Origin of the sequence: Streptomyces galbus (assembly GCF_005280195.1) — a bacterium.
Classification (GTDB): Bacteria; Actinomycetota; Actinomycetes; order Streptomycetales; family Streptomycetaceae; genus Streptomyces; species Streptomyces galbus.
The window spans coordinates 1-359 of the sequence record NZ_SZPR01000085.1; the positions used below are offsets into that span (position 1 = coordinate 1).

1 protein-coding gene is annotated in these 359 nt (G+C 74.4%); it reads right to left on the bottom strand.

Features of this window, described 5'->3' with window-relative positions; translation table 11 throughout:
* Positions 1-359, bottom strand: a 359-nt coding sequence (locus E4U92_RS35650) for a ferrochelatase (RefSeq protein ID WP_174864158.1), incomplete at both ends; no start/stop codon positions are given.

Sequence of the window (359 nt, forward strand, 5' to 3'; positions counted from 1 at the left end):
GTGGCCGAACGGCGCACCGGCAGGCCCAGCTCCCGCGCCCGCGCGGTGGCCTCGGTGTCCAGGTCGTACAGGACCTCCATGTGGTCCGAGACGAAGCCGATCGGGGCCATCACCACCGCCGGCACACCGGCCGCGTGCCGCTCCTCGAGGTGATCGCAGATGTCCGGCTCCAGCCACGGGATGTGCGCCGCGCCCGAACGCGACTGGTACACCAGCTGCCAGGGGTGCTCCACCCCGGTGCGCTCACGCACCGCGTCGGCGACCAGCCGGGCCACCTCCAGGTGCTGGCGCACGTACGCGCCCCCGTCACCGTGCCCCGCCACCGGACCGGAGGTGTCCGCCGACGCGGTCGGGATCGA